Source organism: Methylobacterium sp. HJ2, assembly GCF_056431005.1.
Genome location: NZ_JBWJYM010000001.1, coordinates 587030 through 603861, shown reverse-complemented (window position 1 = coordinate 603861; position 16832 = coordinate 587030). Strand labels below are relative to the sequence as shown.

Sequence of the window (16832 nt, the reverse complement as noted above, 5' to 3'; positions counted from 1 at the left end):
CGAACGAATTGACCGAGAGCTCGTGATGGAAGGCTCGGTGGCCACGAAGCCGCCAACCCGACAGGTGAGCCTGCACTTGGCAGCAACCCGACATGCCTGACGCCCGTCCTCACGCCGAACAGCGGGATGCGCTGTTCTCCGAGATCATCGACCAGAACAATCGCGCCGACCCGTACCCACTCTATGCGCGGTTGAGGGAGAACCCGGTCTCCCGACAGCGCGATGGAAGCTACGTCGTGAGCTCGCACGCGGCGATCCGGAGCCTGATCTTCGACCCCCGTCTCAGCTCAGAGGACCTGCCGCCGTCTCGACGCCCTCACACCGGGAACCCGCTTCGAGATTGGTTCCTCAACCCGATCAAGAACCGGATCGTAAGCGCGCATCGCCCGCTGATCTTCCGTGACCCTCCGGACCACGACACCTTGAGACGCTTCGTGATGCGCCAGTTCATGGTGGGGCGGGTGAACGCGCTGCGTGAAGGCATCGTGCGCGAGGTGGACAGGCTCATCGACGCGTGTCGTGGACGCGACTGGATCTGCCTCGTGGATGACTTCTCCTACCCCCTCCCGGTCACGGTGATCTGCGAGCTTCTCGGCGTGCCGGAGGCGGACGAGCCGCGGTTCCAGGCCTGGGCGACGCAACTCGCCACCGCCATAGAGCCGGACGCTCGCCACGATGAGGCGGGCCGACACAGGACGGTGGCGGCCTTCGATGAGATTTCCGCCTACATGCGCGACCTGATCCGTGAGAAGCGACGCCGCCCGGCCGACGACATGCTGAGCGGGCTTGCCGCCCCGGCCTCCGCCGGAGGCAAGCGGATGGGCGACTTTGACCTGATCGCCACCGCCGTCCTGTTGCTGGTGGCCGGCCACGAGACCACGGTGAACCTCATCACCAACGGGATGCTTCAGCTCCTGCGTCACCCTCACGAGTTGGAGCGGCTGCGGGCCGATCCCGAGCGGGCGCCGCGGCTGATCGAGGAACTTCTGCGCTTCGATCCGCCGGTGCACTTCCGGACCCGAAAGGCGCTTGGGGCTATCGAGATCGCCGGCGAGACCATCCCGAAAGGCGCGCCCGTGATCCTGGTCTTCGCCGCCGGCAACCGCGACCCCGCTCGCTTTCCCGAACCCGACCGCTTCGACCCCGACCGTGAGGATAACCAGCACTTCGGCTTCGGTGGCGGCCTGCATTACTGCATCGGTGCGCCGCTCGCGCGGATCGAGGCCGAGATTGCCCTCGTCGCACTGAGCCGCAGGCTCGTGTGCCCACGCCTTCTCCAGAACCCGCCGCCCTACCGGCCAGGCGCCTCACTGCGGGGGCCTCAGCAACTCGGGATCGCTATCGCAGGAGTCGTCTGAACCAAATTCCGGGGGCCGAACAGGGACAGGAGGGAAGTCACCGGAGGAACTCGGTGCGGCATCCACCACCTGCGCTTGCACCAAACCCTGGGCGGTTTGGCGCCGTCATCGCAACCGTCCCCAGACCGATGCAGGGATGGGCCTGCAGCCTCTTGTCGGCAAGCATCCGATAGGCCATTTTGGTGGTACACACAATTTCATGCCCGGCGGTCTAAGTCATTGCCCGGCAACGTTTTTCTGGAAGGCGGGCGGGAATCCCCCCCTCTCCGCCACTCGCGTCCGATAATCGCTTAGATTTATTACGTTTTCTCAGGCCTTTAGCATTTTGGCCCCAGCGTAGGCCCCAACACAGCCCTCGGATCTGAACGGACGTCGGCGGACGCGACGCGGCGTTGTTACGCTGATACAGTGGGATCGCTCGCGTCGACATATGCTCCGTGAGCTCGGGCCGGATTGCACACCCTCGAGTGCATCGTGCTTGGCTGAAACGGAAGCACCAGCTTGCCCAGTCAACCTGCGCCTGGTGATCTTGCAATCGATGTAATCGCCTCCCGCCGGGTTAGCCTTGCGCATTGGCGCGTCTGTGGCCGACGCTGAGGGTGCGGTCGTGGGTGCGCCGAGCTGCTCGTCTGGCTGGTCCAGGCCCGGCTGCTTGCGCGCTCGCGGTTGGGCAGCTTTGAAAAGGGGCCCCATTCTTTATTCGGCATTGGGGGGCGGCCTCGGGCAACGGGCGCGTGGCCTGCCCCCTGAAAAGCGGTCCTCTCTGTGGTTCGGATTGGGCTCGCCGCAAGAGCGGAGAGACTTCTTCCGAGGCAACCTCGCCGTATGACTCGCAGTCTTCGATGCCCATGCGCGGACATCACGCAAACACGACTGGAGGAAAGACATCGTCCGGCAAGAGACGCTCGCTTCTGAAATCGTGCCGGCGTTCCGCTCCTGGCGCAGATTGAAACCGAGTCTCAGCCGCCTCGATGCGTTCGCGGTTCCCGGCGCCCCTGCTCTTCGTTGAGATCGCGGCCTGGGCGGTCTATGCACGGCCCCCATGGACCTCCAAGCTTCCGCGAGCCGATCCTTGGCTCCTCTCGTCTCCCCGCTGCCTCGTCCCAGGAAGGCGGCGCCGTTCCTGCCCATGAGTCGCGCCGAGATGGACAGGCTCGGGTGGGACGCCTGCGACATCGTCCTGGTGACGGGCGACGCCTATGTCGATCATCCGAGCTTCGGCATGGCGATCATCGGCCGGCTGCTCGAAGCGCAGGGGTTCCGGGTCGGCATCATCGCGCAGCCCGACTGGCAAACGGCGGAGCCGTTCAAGGTGCTCGGCCGGCCGACGCTGTTCTTCGGCGTCACCGGCGGCAATCTCGATTCGATGGTGAACCGCTACACGGCCGACCGTCGTCTCCGCCACGACGACGCCTACACGGCCGGTGGAGAAGGCGGCCGGCGGCCGGACCGCTCGACCATCGTCTACACGCAGCGCTGCCGCGAGGCCTACAAGGACGTGCCGATCATCCTCGGCGGCATCGAGGCCTCCCTGCGCCGCATCGCCCACTACGATTACTGGTCCGACAAGGTGCGCCGCTCCATCCTGGCGGATGCGAAGGCCGACCTGCTCCTCTACGGCAATGCCGAGCGCGCCGTGGTCGAGGTGGCGAACCGCCTCGCGGCCGGCGAGGCCCCGCACGCCCTCGACTCCGTCCGGGGCGTCGCCCTGTTCCGCCGGGTGCCCGAGCACTACACCGAGCTGCCCGCCGACGATCTCGATTCGGCCGACGAGGCGGCCAGCCGCCGCCCCGGCGAGACCGTCATCCGGCTTCCTGCCTACGACGAGGTCAAGGAGGACAAGGAGGCCTATGCCCGCGCCTCGCGGGTGCTGCACCGGGAGGCCAACCCCGGCAACGCCCGTCCCCTCGTCCAGCGCCACGGCGACCGCGACCTGTGGCTGAACCCGCCGCCGATCCCGCTCTCCAGCGAGGAGATGGATGCGGTCTACGATCTGCCCTACGCCCGCGCGCCCCATCCCTCCTACGGCGACGCGAAGATCCCCGCCTGGGACATGATCAAGTTCTCCGTGACGATCATGCGCGGCTGCTTCGGCGGCTGCACCTTCTGCTCCATCACCGAGCACGAGGGCCGCGTCATCCAGAACCGCTCGGAAGGCTCGATCCTGCGCGAGATCGAGCGGATCCGCGACAAGACGCCGGGCTTCACCGGCGTGATCTCGGATGTCGGCGGCCCGACGGCGAACATGTACCGGATGGCCTGCAAGGACCCGAAGATCGAGGCGGCCTGCCGGCTGCCGTCCTGCGTCTTTCCGGACATTTGCCCCAACCTGAATACCTCGCACGACGACCTGATCCGGCTCTATCGCAAGGTCCGCGAGGTAGAGGGCGTCAAGAAGGTGATGGTGGCGTCGGGGGTGCGCTACGACCTCGCGGTCCGGAGCCCCGAATACGTCGAGGAGCTCGTGACCCACCATGTCGGCGGGCGTCTGAAGATCGCCCCCGAGCACACCGAGCGCGGCCCCCTCGACCTGATGATGAAGCCAGGCATCGGCACCTACGACCGCTTCAAGGAGATGTTCGACGCCGCTGCCAAGAAGGCCGGCAAGAAGTACTACCTGATCCCGTATTTCATCGCGGCGCATCCGGGCACGACCGACGAGGACATGATGAACCTCGCGCTCTGGCTCAAGAAGAACGATTACCGCGCCGACCAGGTGCAGACCTTCCTGCCCTCGCCGATGGCGACCGCCACGACCATGTACCACACCGAGATCAACCCGCTGCAGGGCGTGCGGCGCGGCGGCAGCGAGCCAGTCGAGGCAATCAAGGGGATGCGGCAGCGCCGCCTGCACAAGGCGTTCCTGCGCTATCACGACCCCGAGAACTGGCCCCTGCTGCGCGAGGCGTTGCGTGAGATGGGCCGGGCCGACCTCATCGGGCCGAGGCCGGATCAGCTCGTGCCCTTCTCGCAGCCGCCCGGAACGGGCCTCGGCAAGGCGCGAGGTCAGCCTCACCCCACGCGCCATCCGGGCGCGCCGCGTTTCACCACCAAGGGCGTGCCGCTCAGAAAATGACGTCCGGCGCGCCTGGAATTGGACGTTCCCCGGACGGCTTTCGAGGTTCCATACCGCCGGACGGACGATCTGAAAGCGACCGTTCTCGGGCGTTCGGGGACGACACCAAGGGTCGGGTTTCCGCCACCAGGAGCCGACCTCCTCCACACTGCCTGAGGCCCCTCGATAAAGCGCGTCGACGCCAGTCCGGCCTTCCGACGCGCGGAAACCGGGTCAGCGCGTCACATGCGCGCCGGCGCTCGGGAAAAACAGCTGTTCGCCGCCGATCGTGTAGCTCGCGATCGCCCGCTGCCCCTCCGGTGAGACGAGCCAGTCGATAAAGGCCTGTCCTTGCTGCGCCTTCACGCCAGGGTGTCTGTCGGGGTTCACCAGCATCACGCCGTAGGGATTGAACAGGCTCGAGTCCCCCTGAACCAGGATGACCAAATCGGCGCGATTCTTGAAAGCGAGCCACGTCCCCCGGTCGGCGAGGATATAGGCACCGAGGGCTGAGGCCGTATTGAGCGCGGCGCCCATGCCCTGGCCGACATCGCGGTACCAAGGGCCACGCACGGCCGCGAGATCGACGCCCGCCTCCTTCCAGCTGCGCAGCTCGGCGCTGTGGGTGCCCGAGCGGTCGCCGCGCGATACGAACGCGGCCTTGCTGGCCGCGAGCTTGGCGAAGACCTCACGCACGCCCAGGCCGCGCACGCCGGCCGGATCGGAGGCCGGGCCGATCAGCACGAAATCGTTGTACATCACGTCGTAGCGCCTCTTCGCGAAGCCCTCGGCCAGGAACTTGTCCTCGGCCGGGCGGTCGTGGACCAGCACCACATCGGCATCGCCGCGGCGCGCGGCGTCGAGCGCCTGGCCCGTGCCGAGAGCGACAACCTTCACGTCGATCCCGGACGCTTCCCGAAAGAGCGGAAGGATGTGCTTGAACAAGCCGGACTGCTCGGTCGAGGTCGTCGAGGCGACGATGATCGAGGTCGGTTCGGCGTGGGACGACCGCAGGAGGCCGGCCGCGCTCAGGAGCGCGGCCAACCCCAGGGTCAGGAAGCGGCGACGAAAGGGGTCCACGGCAACTCCCGAGCGAGGTAGGCCCGCGCCTCGGAGGTGCGGGGCGAGAACAGGATCTGGCGGGATGGACCTTGCTCGACGGCGCGACCGGAGGCCAGCACGATCACCGTGTCGGCGAGGCGGCCCACCTGCCCGAGATTGTGTGAGACGAGCACCACCGTGGTGCCCGCCCGCGCCATCGCGGACACCAATCCCTCGACGATCTCGGTCGAAGCAGGGTCGAGGTTCGCGGTCGGCTCGTCGAGGAGAAGCAGGTCGGGTCCGACCGCCCAGGCGCGGGCCAGCGCGAGCCGCTGCTGCTCGCCGCCGGAGAACCGCGTCGCGGCATCGCGTGCGCGCTCCGAGAGGCGGACGCGGGCGAGCGCCTCCTCCACCCGCGCCGCGCGCGCAGCACGGGGCAGGCCTCCGAGAGCCAGGGTGATGTTCGCGGCCGCGGTTGCCCGGATCAGCGCGGGCCGCTGAAACACGAAGGCCCGCCGGTGCGGGCCGACGCGGACCGTTCCGCCGTCGGGCCGCAGCAATCCGTCGATGACCCTGAGGGTCACGCTCTTGCCCGCTCCGTTCGGGCCGATGACGGCCGTGACGCTGCCCGCAGCGACCTCCAGGCAGAGGTGGTCGAGCACCGTTCGCCCATCGAGGGACAGGGTCACGTCTTCGAGGCGGATGGCCGGCATCGCGCTCATCCATACACGCGCGCTGCGTGCCGGCGGAGCCAGGCCACGGCGACGTTCACCACCAGAATGAGGCCGATCAGCACGAGGCCGAGCGCCAGGGCGAGGCTGAGATCGCCCTTCTGGGTCTCCAGCGAGATCGCGGTCGTCATCGTGCGGGTATACCCATCGATGTTCCCGCCGACGACGAGGACCGCTCCGATCTCCGAGATCGCCCGGCCGAACGCGGCGAGCGCCGCGGTCACGAGGGAGAAGCGCACGTCGTAGATCATCGCCGCGGCCTGACGGGGTGCGGAGAGCCCGAGGGAGCGCAACTGCTCCCCGAGATGCACCTGGGCGTCGGCGACGACCTGCTGCGTCAGGGCGGCGACGAGCGGTGTCGCGAGCGTCGCCTGTGCGGCGATCATCGCGCCGGGTGTGAACAGGAGGCCGAGCGGCCCGAGCGGACCGGAGCGGGAAAGGACGAGGTACAGCGCAAGGCCGACGAGCACCGGCGGCAGCCCCATGAAGGCATTCAGCACGCCGATTGCAGCGCCGCGTCCGGGAAAGCGGGCGACAGCCACGAACGCCCCCAGGGGTATGCCGAGCACGAGGCCGATGCCGACGGCAGTGAGGCTGACACGCAGCGACAGCCACGCGATCGCCAGCACGTCGCGATCCAAGCTGAACAGGCGGGACAGGATTTCCAGGAGCGTCTGAATCATGCGTCTGGGTCGGTCCTCAGGAATGGGACGAGACGGATGGCAAGATTGCCCGATGAGTCCGCCTCGAAACGCGGGATCGGCGGCATGGACCCCTCATGCCGACCAGAGACGCGCGTGCGGATAGGGGATGAGCATATCGTCGGCGGCGACCGTTGTCGTGTCGTCGGGACGGTCGACGAGGCCATCGCTCTCCGTCAACGCTGTGAGCGCGCGCACCTTCGCGCGCGAACCTGTTCGCCAGGGGGCCTCGTCGGAGGCCAGGACCAAGTCATGCCGCCGCTGGCCGCGTCCGGTCCGGCCTTCAAGGCGGCGAGGCCGTGCCGGAGCGGGCGCGCGACGGCCGGGCTCGACCGGTCAGACCGCCGACGAGAGCGTGTCCTGCACGGTCGCCGCCTCGATCCGTTCACCGACCTACACAGCCGAGCTGCGGCTGGAGCGGAATCGTGTGGCCCGTACAGCAGCGGCTGAGGATGCTACCCGCTCACCAAGAGGGTGGGTCCGGCGTGGCTGATCACTTGCGGGGCCGTCGCCGGATAAGCTCGTCCGCCCCCTTCTTCGAGCGGAAGAGCGAGAGTGGCAGCAGGGATCGAAGGCGGTGGCCGCCGACATCGGATTGGCGAAGCGCGAGAGCAGGCTTGAAAGCTCCGGTTTTCGAATGCGCGATCGGGTGGATGATGGCCGTTCGCGATGCCGACCCTTGCTCATCGAACCCGGATGGTGCAACGCCGCCACGATGACCCGACATGCGTCCTCGGCGCTGATCCCGCTCAAGGAGGCGGCGAACCTGCTGAGCGGCGAGGCTGCTCCGGTCGCCCCCGCAACCGTTACGCTCGCGGAGGCGCTTGGACGCATCGCCGCAGGAGCGGTCGTCGCGCGCTCCGCCCTGCCCGTGGGCATGACGGCCATGCGAGACGGCTTCGCCGTCGAGGCCGCTTCGGTGGGAGGCGCGTCGGCCTACGCGCCGATCTTCCTGGCGCGATCACCGCCCTGGGTCGAAGCGGGACAGCCGCTGCCTGCCGGCACCGATGCCGTTCTGCCCCCGGAGGGATTTGCGGACGGCATGGTCCTCGCGGACATCGCCACGCGGGAAGGCGTGTCCGGGGCGGGCGACGACGTCGCTGGCAACCAGACGCTGATCGAGGCGGGCACACAGATCGAGCCCCTTCACCTGCTCGTCCTGGAGGCGGTCGGCCTGAAGGCTTTAGACGTCCGTCAGCCACTCGTGCGGGTCGTCACCGCGGGGGCGTCCAGCCTCGATACCGTGTCGCCCCTGCTCAGGCGTCTGATCGCGCGGGCAGGCGGGGCGACCGAGGGCGTTCGCGCTCGGGACGTCGGGGACATCGTCGAGGCGATCCGCGGCGGTACGGCAGACGCGGTTCTGGTGATCGGAGGTAGCGGTTTCGGCCGCTCGGACCACAGCGCGGCGGCCCTTGCCCGCGCCGGAGAAGTCCGCGCGCACGGCATCGCGATGCGCCCCGGGGAGACCACCGCCGTCGGCTCCGCTCCCGGCAGGCCGGTTCTATTGGTGCCCGGGCGCCCCGAGGCGGCGCTCGCCGCGTTCTTGGCGCTCGGCCGTCCTCTCATCGCGAGGCTTGCCGGCGCGCGGGACCGCCTCCCTCGGCGGCATGTCCTCGTCCGGAAGATCGTCTCGTCGATCGGCTTGTCCGAGGTCGTCTTCGTCCGAAGGGGATCGGATGGCGTCGAGCCACTCGGCGGGGCCGGCCTTCCGCTCAGTCGGTTGGTGCAGGCGGACGGGATCATCGTGGTCGAGCCGGAGAGCGAAGGCTTCCGGGCTGGCGAGGCGGCGGAGGTTTGGCCCCTGTGAGCGCCGACGCGGACCATGACGAGGGCACGGATTTCGCCGAGCGCATCGCCGCGGCCTCAAGCCAGGAGCAATTCCTCAGGGTGATGAGCCGGGACGATGCGCTCGCGAAATTCCGGGCGGCGGTCCCGCACACGCTCCTGCCTTCCGAGACGGTGCCGTTGGAAGACGCGCTCGGGCGCGTGCTCGCCCGCGACGTCGCCTCCCCGATGGACGTCCCGCCCTTCGATCGTTCCCTGGTCGACGGGTTCGCCCTGCGCGCGACGGACACGGAGGGAGCCGGGCCGGCGAGCCCGCGGCGTCTCACGCTGAACCACGAGATCCTTGCCTGCGGCGTGGCGCCGACCGTCGTCGTCCAGCCGGGAACGGCGACACCGATCTCCACCGGCGGCATGATCCCCCGCGGCGCGGACGCCGTGGTGATGGTCGAGCACTCGGAGTTCGACGCCGGGAGCCTCGCCGTCGATGTTCTGACCGCGGTTCGGCCGGCGCAGTTCGTCGGATATGCCGGGGCTGACATGGCACGCGGCGAAACGGTGCTGCGCAAGGGAACGCGGATCACCGCCCGCGAAGTCGGCATGCTGGCCGCGTGCGGCCTCGCGGCCGTCGACGTCACCAGACTCCCGCGCGTCGCGGTCCTGTCCACGGGGGACGAGCTCGTCGCACCGGGCGACAGCCTGCCTGAAGGCGCGATCTACGATTCGAACGGCCCGATCATCGCGGCCGCGGTGACCGAGAACGGCGGGGAACCGGTTCGGCTCGGGATCGTGCGCGACGATGCCGCCGTCCTTGAGGGAGCGCTGCGCTCCGCCCTGCGAGACAGCGACCTCGTCGTGCTCTCGGGGGGCACGTCCAAAGGCGCCGGCGACGTTTCGCACCGGGTCCTGTCCCGCCTCGGCGAGCCGGGAATCCTGTTCCACGGCGTGGCCCTGAAGCCCGGGAAGCCCCTCTGCGTAGCGGTGGCTCAAGGAAAGCCGATCATCGTCCTGCCGGGATTCCCCACCTCCGCGATGTTCACCTTCCACGACTTCGTGGTTCCGTTCGTGCGGGCGCTTGCCGGGTTGCCACCGCGGGAAGACGAAACGATTGCGGCGCGCGTGTCCCAGCGGGTGGCCTCCGAACTGGGTCGCACCGAGTTCGTGATGACCTCGCTCGCCCGCGGTCCCGAGGGGACGATCGCCCTGCCGCTGCCGAAGGGCTCGGGCTCGGTCACCGCCTTCTCGCAGGCGGACGGATTCTTCGCGGTTCCAGCCGCGCGCGCAGGCGTCGAGGCCGGAGAGGACGTCGCCGTAATCCGCCTGGGCGCCGGCGTTCGGGCGCCCGACCTGACGATCGTCGGCAGCCATTGCATCGGTCTGGACCGGGTGGTCGGCCTGCTCGCGGAGCGTGGCTACCGCGCCCGCACCATCTGGGTCGGGTCGGCCGGCGGCCTCGCCGCCCTGCGACGCGGCGAATGCGATGTCGCCGCCATGCACCTCTTCGATCCCGAGACGGGCCGGTACAATTCCCCGTTCCTCGCCGAGGGGATGTCCCTCGCGCCCGGTTGGCGCCGCCTTCAGGGGATCGTGTTTCGCCGCGGCGACGTCAGGTTCGAAGGCCGGGAGGCCGCGGACGCGATCATCGCGGCGCTCTCGGACCCCGACGCCGTGATGGTCAACCGCAACGCCGGATCGGGCACGCGCCTGCTCGTCGACGGGCTCCTGAACGGTGCCCGGCCGGCGGGCTTCTGGAATCAGCCACGCTCGCACAACGCCGTGGCCGCGGCGGTCTCGCAAGGCAGGGCGGATTGGGGCGTCGCCATAGCGAGCGTCGCGGATGCCTATGGGCTGGGCTTCCGTCCGCTGACGGAAGAAGAGTACGACCTTGCATATCGCGAGCACAGCAAGGGGATGCCGGCGCTTGCGGCCTTCCTGAGATTGCTCGGCGAGCCAGAAACGGCCGCGGCTTTGCGCGATCTGGGCTTCTCGCCGGCCGCTGGAACCTCGTGACGAGCGCTTGGCTTGCCGGCCTTGTCGCAGGCTGCGTGCCCCTGACCGACCCGATCAGGATCGCATAATCGGCATCCGCCGATTCGCGACGAGGCGGATCAACCCTGGTCGAACGAGACGACCGGTCTTGGCCCTCGTCGGGATGATCGAGGATGCCGTTTCGCGTCGGGACGCCTGCCAGCCTCGAGAGCTATCTGCCATGGAACGGCTCGCCTTGAGGTCCGGCGGCACGCTCATGCGTGCCGCCGGAGGTCGAGCCGCCTACTCGGCGGCCATGGGCGTCGCGTGGACGGCGGAGGCCCGGGCCGCGCAGAACTTGAACTCGGGGATCTTGCCCATGGGATCGAGCGCCGGGTTCGTCAGCAAATTGGCCGCGGCCTCGGCGTAGCAGAACGGCATGAAGATCATGCCGACCGGCACGTCGCGGTCGGAGCGCACCTTCAGATGAACGGCGCCGCGGCGCGTCTCCAGCTTCATGGTATCGCCGGGCTCCAGCCCGAGCCGGTAGAGCTCCTTCGGTGCCATGAAGGCGACCGCCTCGGGCTCCAGCGCATCGAGGACGCCGGCGCGCCGGGTCATCGAGCCGGTGTGCCAGTGCTCCAGCACGCGGCCGGTCGACAGGACCATCGGGTAGTCGTCGTCCGGCAACTCGTCCGGGGGCACCACGGCGGCCGGGACGATCTTCGCGCGCCCGCTCTCCGTGGGGAAGCCGGCGTAGAAGATGATCTCGTTGCCCGGCTTGTCCGGCGCGTCGACCGGGTAGGTCACAGCGCCCTCGCGCTCCAGGCGCTCCCAGGTGATGTTGTTGAACGACGGCATCACCATGGCCATCTCGCGGAAGATGTCGGCCGGGCCGCCGTAGTTCCAGGGCAGGCCGAGGCGCTTCCCCAGTTCCTGAATGATCCACCAATCCTGCCGCGCGTCGCCCGGCGGCGACACCACCGGTTGCGAGATCTGCACGCGCCGGTCGGTGTTGGTGAAGGTGCCGGCCTTCTCGGCGAAGGCGGAGGCCGGCAGCACCACGTCGGCGTGGAAGGCGGTCTCCGTCAGGAACAGGTCCTGTACGACGAGGTGGTCGAGCATCGCCAGCGCGTGCCGGGCGTGGTTGAGGTCCGGGTCCGACATCGCCGGGTTCTCACCCTCGACGAACATGCCCTTGATCTCGCCGGCGTGGATCGCGCGCATGATCTCGACGACGGTGAGGCCCCTTTGCGGGTCGAGCTTCTGACCCCAGAACTCCTCGAACATCTCCCGCACCGCGGCCTTCTCGACCGACTGGTAATCCGGGTAGACCATCGGGATCAGGCCGGCGTCGGACGCGCCCTGGACGTTGTTCTGTCCACGCAGCGGATGCAGGCCGGTGCCGGGGCGCCCGATCTGACCCGTGATGAGGGCCAGGGCGATCAGGCAGCGCGAGTTGTCCGTGCCGTGAACGTGCTGGCTGATGCCCATGCCCCAGAAGATGATCGAGGACTTGGCGCGGGCGTAGAGCCGGGCGACCTCGCGCAGGGTCTCCGCGTCGATGCCGCAGACCGAAGCCATCTTCTCCGGCGTGAACTCGACGATCTTCTCTTTCAGAGACTCGAAGTTTTCGGTGTAGCCGGCGATGTACTGCTCGTCGTAGAGCCGCTCCTCGATGATCACGTTGAGCATCGCGTTGAGCATGGCCACGTCCGAGCCGGGCTTGAACGCGAGGTGCTTATAGGCGTGCCGCGACAGCACCTGCCGGCGCGGGTCCATGACGATCAGCTTGGCGCCGCGCTGCTTCACCGCGTTCTTGAGGAAGGTCGCAGCGACCGGGTGGTTCACGGTCGGGTTGGCGCCGATCACGATGATGACCTCGGCATCGAGCGCCGCCGAGAACGGCGCCGACACGGCGCCCGAGTTCAACCCCTCCATGAGGGCCGCCACCGACGAGGCGTGGCACAGCCGCGTGCAGTGATCGACGTTGTTCGAGCCGAACCCGAGCCGCACCAGCTTCTGGAAGAGGTAGGCCTCCTCGTTCGAGCCTTTCGCGGAGCCGAAGCCGGCCAGCGCCTTGGCGCCATGCGTGTCACGAACCGTCTTGAGGCCGCCGGCGGCGCGGTCGAGCGCCTCCTCCCAGGTCGCCTCGCGGAAGTGCGTCCATGGGTTGGCCGGATCGACCTGGTCGTTGGCGTCCTTCTTGACGTTGTCCAGGCGGATCAGCGGCGCCGTCAGGCGGTGGGGATGGTGGACGTAGTCGAAGCCGAAGCGACCCTTCACGCAGAGCCGGTTATGGTTGGCCGGTCCGTTGACGCCCTCGGCGTAGACGATCTTCTCGTCCTTCACCTTGTAGGAGACTTGGCAACCGACGCCGCAATAAGGGCACAGCGAGGTCACCTCGCGGTCGGGATAGACCGTCCGGGTCTTGTGCTCGGCGTCGAGATAGGCGGACGGCATCAGCGCGCCGGTCGGACACGCCTGGACGCACTCGCCGCAGGCCACGCAGGTCGAGCCGCCCATCGGGTCGTCGAAGTCGAACACGATCTTGGCGTCAGCCGAGCGGTAGGCCATGCCGATGACGTCGTTGACCTGCACTTCGCGGCAGGCCCGGACGCAGAGGTTGCACTGGATGCAGGCGTCGAGATTGACGCTCATGGCCGGGTGACTGAAGTCGCCCGTCCAGCGCTCGGCCGCGGGAAAGCGGCTCTCGGATACGTCGAGGAAGTCGGCCTGCACCCAGAAGTGCGATGTCGGGTCGTGCGACGTCTCGCGCTCGGGCTGGTCGGCCACGAGCAGCTCGAGCACCATGGCGCGGGCCTTGGTGGCGCGCTCGGTCGCAGTCTTGACCTTCATGCCCACGGCGGGCGTGCGCTTGCACGAGGCGGCCAGCACGCGCTCGCCCTCGATCTCGACCATGCAGGCGCGGCAATTGCCGTCCGGACGGTAGCCGGGCTCGGGCTTGTGGCAGAGGTGCGGGATGTGGGTGCCGAGGCGCTTGGCGACGGCCCAGATCGTCTCGCCGGGGCCGGCCTCGACCTGCTGTCCGTCGAGCTCGAACGCGATCGTCGGAGGTGCGGTCGGCCGCTCCTTCAGGTCGTGCAGCCCCGACGGCTCCGGCGCCGCCTGGCCGCCCGCCTTCGCCCCTTCCGAGTAGGAGCCGCCGGCCTCCGGTTTCGAGCCCTGGGCCGGACCACCTGCATCCTGCAGCCCGTCGGCCCGGATCTCGGTCTTCTCGGTCTTGTCGCCGTGCTGTTCGGGGGCGTTGCTCATGCGGCCGCTCCTGGCTCGGACATCGGGGTAGGGTTCGCGGGCGCCATCGGTTCCCTCACTCCGCTGCCGCCGCGTGCGGGGCGGGGAACAGGTCCGGGAAATACTTGATGACGCTGCTGAGGGGATTCGAGGCGGCCTGGCCGAGGCCGCAGATCGAGGCGTCCCGCATGCACTGGGACAGCTCGCCCAGGAGCTCGGTGTCCCAGACGCCCTGCTCCATCAGGATGCGGGCCTTCTGGGTCCCCGAACGGCAGGGGGTGCACTGCCCGCAGCTCTCGTCCTCGAAGAACTTCATCAGGTTCAACGCGGCACCGCGCACATCGTCCCGGTCCGACAGGACCACGACGGCGGCGGACCCGATGAAGCAGCCGTATTTCTCCAGCGTCCCGAAATCGAGCGGGATGTCGTTCATCGACGCCGGCAGGATGCCGCCCGACGCGCCGCCCGGTAGATAGGCCGCGAAGGTGTGGCCGTCTGCCATGCCCCCGCAATACTCGTCGATGAGTTCCTGGATGGTGAGGCCGGCCGGGCCGAGCTTCACCCCCGGCTCCTTCACACGCCCCGAGACCGAGTAGGAGCGCAGGCCGACACGGTCGTTGCGGCCGTGGCTCTTCCACCACGCGCCGCCCCGCTCGATCAGGTCGCGCACCCAGAACAGCGTCTCGATGTTGTTGATCAGCGTCGGACGGTTGAACAGGCCGACCTGGAACGGGAACGGCGGCTTGTGGCGCGGCAGCCCGCGCTTCCCTTCGAGGGACTCGATCAGCGAGGATTCCTCACCGCAGATGTAGGCGCCGGCGCCGCGGCGCAGATGGATGCGCGGGCCGCCCTCAGGGAGCTTCGCGATCTCGCGCGTCAGGATCTCGCGGGAGATCGGGTATTCGTCCCGCAGGTAGATGTAGATCTCCGGCGCCTCGACGACGTGGGCACCGATCAGCATACCTTCGAGGAAGCGGTGCGGGTCGGTGTTGAGGTAGAGCTGGTCCTTGAAGGTGCCGGGCTCGCCCTCGTCCCCGTTGACCGCCATCAGCCGGGGTCCGGGCTCGCCACGCACCGAACGCCACTTGCGCCCCGTCGGGAAGCCCGCGCCGCCGAGGCCGCGCAGCCCGCCGTCGTCGAGCACCTTCAGGATCTCGTCGACCGGAAGGTCGCCGTTGCGGAGCCGGTCGAGGGTGGCGTACCCGCCGCCGGCCCGATAGGCATCGTAATCGACATAGTCCGGGATGTGGGCGTGTGTGTCGCCAGCCTCCACCGCGGCCCTCACGGAGGCGAGGTCGGCCTTGTGCAGGAAGTTGTGTCCGACCTCGACGGCGGGGGCGTGGTCGCACAGGCCGACGCAGGGCGCGCGCACGACGCGGACGGCGTCGGAGGCGAGTTCCCGCTGGAGCGTCTCCAGCAACGCGTCGGCACCGAACATCGCGCAGGTGATGCTGTCGCAGACCCGGACGGTCAGCCTCGGGATGGAGGCGTCCCCCTCCTTCACCACGTCGAAATGCGCGTAGAACGTCGCGGTCTCGAACACCTCGGCGAAGGCCAGGGCCATCTCGTCGGCGAGCGCCGCCAAGTGCTCGGCGCTGATCTGACCGTAGGTGTCCTGAATCAGGTGAAGGTGCTCGATGAGCAGGTCGCGCTGGCGCGAGCGGGAGCCGAGAAGCTCCTCGATCTCGACCTTCGCTCGCGGCTCGACCTGGCGCCCCTTGGGTACGCTGCGCGCCTTGTTCCGCCCCCGGCCAGGATGGGAGAAGGTCCTGACTGTCCCTGGTGCCTCACTCATGCGGTATCTGGTTTCCAACTGCTGGGGCGGGTGGTCGCGGCGTCTTGAGGTTCGGTCGGGGCCTACTGGCCGCCGAAGGCCCGGAGCGGCTGGCCGGCCTCGGACCGATGTTTCATCGCAACGGCTCGGGTCGCCTCGTCCAGGGACGTGACTCTGGGGCCGACGACGGAGCGAAGTTCGGTCTCGAACGCGTCGAGGGCCTCGTTCAGGCGGTCCATCAGGGTATTCGGGGCGTCTCCGGCCGGGGAGACGACCGCTTTCGCGAGCGCATCGCGGACACGGCCGGCAAGCTCCTGCGTGAGCGGCGGTTTCGCGTCGACGCAGTAGGCGTCCGTCACGATGGCGGCCCAGTCCGCCGCAGGGGATGCAGCGCCCATGCTCATGCTCGCGCGATCCAGGGAAAGTCGAAGTCGTGCATGGCGTGCCCGTTCGGGTCCGTTGGCGTGGCGTTCGCCCGTGGCATGCCACATGGCAGCCGTTAGAGCGCAGGTGTTATATCGTTTTTGAAGGCGTTTCAATTTGCATGGAGCGGGGGCACACCCTCCGACGGCATGGCTGGCACTTGCCCTGATCGATCGAGCGGGGCAGTGAAAACGTTGCGGTGGGAGGCGGTAAGCGGTGTCCGGCATGCGCGTAATCGGACTTGCCGGGTGGAGCGGGGCCGGAAAGACGACCCTTCTTGTTCGGGCCATCCCCGTGCTCGTTGCCAGTGGCGTGAAGGTCGCGACCCTCAAGCACGCCCACCACGACTTCGACACGGACCGGCCCGGCAAGGACTCCTACGAGCACCGCAAGGCGGGGGCGAGCGAGGTCCTGATCTCGTCGGGCCGCCGGTGGGCCCAGGTCCACGAGCTGGGGGACGAGGCGGAAGCGACCTTGGGTCAGCTCCTGCGGCGGATCAGCCCCTGCGACCTTATCGTCGTGGAAGGGTACAAGCGGGAGCCGATCCCCAAGATCGAGGTCCATCGCGTCGACAACGGCCGCCCGCCCATCCATCCTCTGGACTCCACCATCGTGGGCATCGCGAGCGACGTCGATTTTCCGGCATCGGGCGTTCCCGTCGTGGATCTGAACGACACGGAGGCGGTGACGGGGCTGATGCTCGACGTGGCCGTTCCCTTCGAAGACGTCATCGGGAGGCTCTAG

At 68.5% G+C, this 16832-nt stretch carries 11 protein-coding genes; 5 read left to right on the top strand and 6 right to left on the bottom strand.

Annotated features, from left to right (window positions below):
* Window positions 1–92: 92 nt before the first annotated feature.
* Window positions 93–1358, top strand: a complete 1266-nt coding sequence (locus ACS5RC_RS02850; RefSeq protein ID WP_478342296.1) for a cytochrome P450 — start codon at window positions 93–95, stop codon at window positions 1356–1358.
* A 1042-nt stretch (window positions 1359–2400) separates the two neighbouring features.
* On the top strand, window positions 2401–4434 hold the full coding sequence (locus ACS5RC_RS02845) for a YgiQ family radical SAM protein (protein WP_478342295.1): 2034 nt from the start codon (window positions 2401–2403) through the stop codon (window positions 4432–4434).
* Window positions 4435–4647: 213 nt separating this feature from the next.
* On the opposite strand, the gene ACS5RC_RS02840 is transcribed toward ACS5RC_RS02845, so the two are convergent.
* From ACS5RC_RS02840 to ACS5RC_RS02830, 3 genes are read right to left on the bottom strand one after another with little or no spacing between them, the layout of a single operon-like run.
* Window positions 4648–5493, bottom strand: coding sequence for an ABC transporter substrate-binding protein (locus ACS5RC_RS02840; RefSeq protein WP_478342294.1), 846 nt, complete (start codon window positions 5491–5493; stop codon window positions 4648–4650).
* Window positions 5466–6176, bottom strand: coding sequence for an ABC transporter ATP-binding protein (locus ACS5RC_RS02835; protein ID WP_478342293.1), 711 nt, complete (start codon window positions 6174–6176; stop codon window positions 5466–5468). The genes ACS5RC_RS02840 and ACS5RC_RS02835 overlap by 28 nt, the downstream gene beginning before the upstream one ends.
* Window positions 6173–6868 (bottom strand): ABC transporter permease, encoded by a 696-nt coding sequence (locus tag ACS5RC_RS02830; protein WP_478342292.1) that lies wholly within the window; start codon window positions 6866–6868, stop codon window positions 6173–6175. Before ACS5RC_RS02830 ends, ACS5RC_RS02835 begins: the two co-directional genes overlap by 4 nt.
* A 733-nt stretch (window positions 6869–7601) precedes the next feature.
* Between ACS5RC_RS02830 and ACS5RC_RS02825 the strand changes: the two genes are divergently transcribed.
* Both ACS5RC_RS02825 and ACS5RC_RS02820 read left to right on the top strand, forming a co-directional pair.
* Complete coding sequence (locus ACS5RC_RS02825) at window positions 7602–8693, top strand: molybdopterin-binding protein (RefSeq protein ID WP_478342654.1); 1092 nt, start codon at window positions 7602–7604, stop codon at window positions 8691–8693.
* A complete protein-coding gene (locus tag ACS5RC_RS02820; RefSeq protein WP_478342291.1) occupies window positions 8690–10678 on the top strand; it encodes a molybdopterin biosynthesis protein in 1989 nt (662 codons plus the stop codon). Before ACS5RC_RS02825 ends, ACS5RC_RS02820 begins: the two co-directional genes overlap by 4 nt.
* Window positions 10679–10939: 261 nt before the next feature.
* On the opposite strand, the gene fdhF is transcribed toward ACS5RC_RS02820, so the two are convergent.
* The 3 genes from fdhF to ACS5RC_RS02805 form a co-directional block, all read right to left on the bottom strand.
* Complete coding sequence (fdhF, locus tag ACS5RC_RS02815) at window positions 10940–13912, bottom strand: formate dehydrogenase subunit alpha (RefSeq protein ID WP_478342290.1); 2973 nt, start codon at window positions 13910–13912, stop codon at window positions 10940–10942.
* 55 nt (window positions 13913–13967) lie between these two features.
* Window positions 13968–15686 carry an NAD(P)H-dependent oxidoreductase subunit E gene (locus tag ACS5RC_RS02810; protein ID WP_478342289.1) on the bottom strand — a complete coding sequence of 573 codons (1719 nt, stop codon included), beginning with the start codon at window positions 15684–15686 and terminating at the stop codon, window positions 13968–13970.
* 62 nt (window positions 15687–15748) lie between these two features.
* Complete coding sequence (locus ACS5RC_RS02805; protein ID WP_478342653.1) at window positions 15749–16063, bottom strand: hypothetical protein; 315 nt, start codon at window positions 16061–16063, stop codon at window positions 15749–15751.
* Between the two features lie 250 nt (window positions 16064–16313).
* Between ACS5RC_RS02805 and mobB the strand changes: the two genes are divergently transcribed.
* A complete protein-coding gene (mobB, locus tag ACS5RC_RS02800) occupies window positions 16314–16832 on the top strand; it encodes a molybdopterin-guanine dinucleotide biosynthesis protein B (protein WP_478342652.1) in 519 nt (172 codons plus the stop codon).

Excerpts from the sequence above, each read along its gene's own strand:
- ACS5RC_RS02805 (WP_478342653.1), bottom strand. The coding sequence starts at position 16,063 with ATGGGCGCTGCATCCCCTGCGGCGGACTGGGCCGCCATCGTGACGGAC.
- ACS5RC_RS02835 (WP_478342293.1), bottom strand. The coding sequence starts at position 6,176 with ATGAGCGCGATGCCGGCCATCCGCCTCGAAGACGTGACCCTGTCCCTC.
- mobB (WP_478342652.1), top strand. The coding sequence starts at position 16,314 with ATGCGCGTAATCGGACTTGCCGGGTGGAGCGGGGCCGGAAAGACGACC.
- ACS5RC_RS02825 (WP_478342654.1), top strand. The coding sequence starts at position 7,602 with ATGACCCGACATGCGTCCTCGGCGCTGATCCCGCTCAAGGAGGCGGCG.
- fdhF (WP_478342290.1), bottom strand. The coding sequence starts at position 13,912 with ATGAGCAACGCCCCCGAACAGCACGGCGACAAGACCGAGAAGACCGAG.
- ACS5RC_RS02845 (WP_478342295.1), top strand. The coding sequence starts at position 2,401 with ATGGACCTCCAAGCTTCCGCGAGCCGATCCTTGGCTCCTCTCGTCTCC.
- ACS5RC_RS02810 (WP_478342289.1), bottom strand. The coding sequence starts at position 15,686 with ATGAGTGAGGCACCAGGGACAGTCAGGACCTTCTCCCATCCTGGCCGG.
- ACS5RC_RS02850 (WP_478342296.1), top strand. The coding sequence starts at position 93 with ATGCCTGACGCCCGTCCTCACGCCGAACAGCGGGATGCGCTGTTCTCC.
- ACS5RC_RS02830 (WP_478342292.1), bottom strand. The coding sequence starts at position 6,868 with ATGATTCAGACGCTCCTGGAAATCCTGTCCCGCCTGTTCAGCTTGGAT.